This window comes from Bradyrhizobium monzae, from assembly GCF_021458635.1.
In the GTDB taxonomy this organism is placed as follows: Bacteria; Pseudomonadota; Alphaproteobacteria; order Rhizobiales; family Xanthobacteraceae; genus Bradyrhizobium.
Map to the genome: position 1 here is coordinate 1 of NZ_JAIRDQ010000034.1, position 1,525 is coordinate 1,525.

Consider the following 1,525-nt stretch of genomic DNA (forward strand, 5'->3'; position numbering starts at 1 on the left):
CAGGCTGTTGAAGAACTCAGCCGCGTTCGCAAACGAAGCCTGAATCGTCGCCATTGTGTATGTAGAAGTGGCCGACGAGCCTGCCCGCGGTGCCGATCATGGCCCATCCGCGACCGCAGGCGGGATCATTCTCGTCGTGTCCTTCCCATGAGAACTCCGCGCAGGCCGAACCGTCTCGCGCGCCGTAGCGGACGTCGAGAAAGCCCTTTAGCGCACCGAAGGCGATTTCACCATCGGACTTGCCCTTGAAGGTGAGATGCGCCTCTTCGACAAGATCGAGGAAGTCGCTGTCGTCCATTTCGACGATGCGCCAGCGGCCGGCAAAGGCCTTGGCGAAGCCGGGCGCCTTGGCCATCAGCCGGCCTCCACTATCAGCTTGGGCAGCCGCACGAGATTGTAGGCGGTGGCAGCGAAGGTAAAAGCCCATGCGACGCGATCACGGCCACGGAAGCTCGTCTTCTCTTGCCCGGCGATCGTCTTGATCCAGCCGAATGCCTCCTCGATGCGCTTGCGGATGCGCTGGCTGACGGCATAGCCGCCGTGCCGGGTCGTTCGCCCGTCGATCGCAGAGCTGCGGCCGCTGGTGTTCTGCGCAACATGCGGCGTCACGTTCATCGAGCGCAGCTCGTTGACGAAGTCTTCTGCGTCGTAGGCTTTGTCGGCACCAAGCGTGATCGCTGTCGGCCGGTCGGCACGAGGCTCGATCATGTGCAGCGCGGCCACCCGTTCGGCATGCCCGTCAGCCAGTGTCAGGCAGGCGTCGACCAGCAGACCGTGGCGGTTCTCCATCAGCCCATGCCCGATGAAGCACAGCTTCGTCTCCTTGCCCTTACCCTTGCGGTACAGCCTGGCATCCGGATCGGTGGTCGAAGCATGGGTGTCGTTCGAGCGTTTCTGGCCGTGGAAGTTCGCTTCCGCATTGCGCCCGCCGCCCTGCGCCGGCGGCTCGCCAGAACCGTCCTTCGGCTTGACGCTCTTCATCGAGGCCCAGGCCTCGATCAGCGTGCCATCGACCGAGAAGTGATCGCTCGACAGAAGCTTCTTCACCTTGGGCTGCGCCAGCACCGCCGCCAGGAACTTGGCCGCGATGTCGCCTTCCAGCAGCCGGTCGCGGTTCTTCGAGAACACCGAATGGTCCCAGGCCCCGTTGTCGACACCGATTCCGACGAACCAGCGGAACAGCAGGTCGTATTCCAGCCGCTCCATCAGAAGCCGCTCCGAGCGGATCGAATAAAACGCCTGCAACAGCATCGCCCGCAGCAGCTTCTCCGGCGGGATCGACGGCCGCCCAATCGGCGAATAGAGCGCGGCAAACTCCTGCTCCAGCGCCGCCAGCGCCTCGTTCACGATCGTCCGGATCGCTCGCAGCGGATGATCACGCCGCACCCGCGCCTCAAGGTCAACGTAGCTGAACAGCTCGCCCGTTCGATTGTCGCCGCCGCGCACGCACCATCTCCGAATCTCGTCGGAGCCAATGAATCACGGTCCACGATCGGCGGCGAGCGCCTTTTTCAACGGCCTGCTA

Annotated in this window: 2 protein-coding genes; both read right to left on the bottom strand. The window is 63.9% G+C overall.

What is annotated here, in order from left to right; genetic code table 11:
• Window positions 1-16: 16 nt before the first annotated feature.
• Entirely contained in the window at window positions 17-355 is a 339-nt protein-coding gene (locus tag K3F49_RS39015) for a hypothetical protein (RefSeq protein ID WP_234686154.1), read from the bottom strand.
• A complete protein-coding gene (locus tag K3F49_RS39020; RefSeq protein ID WP_234686155.1) occupies window positions 355-1,446 on the bottom strand; it encodes an IS5 family transposase in 1,092 nt (363 codons plus the stop codon). The genes K3F49_RS39015 and K3F49_RS39020 overlap by 1 nt, the downstream gene beginning before the upstream one ends.
• Window positions 1,447-1,525 lie beyond the last annotated feature (79 nt).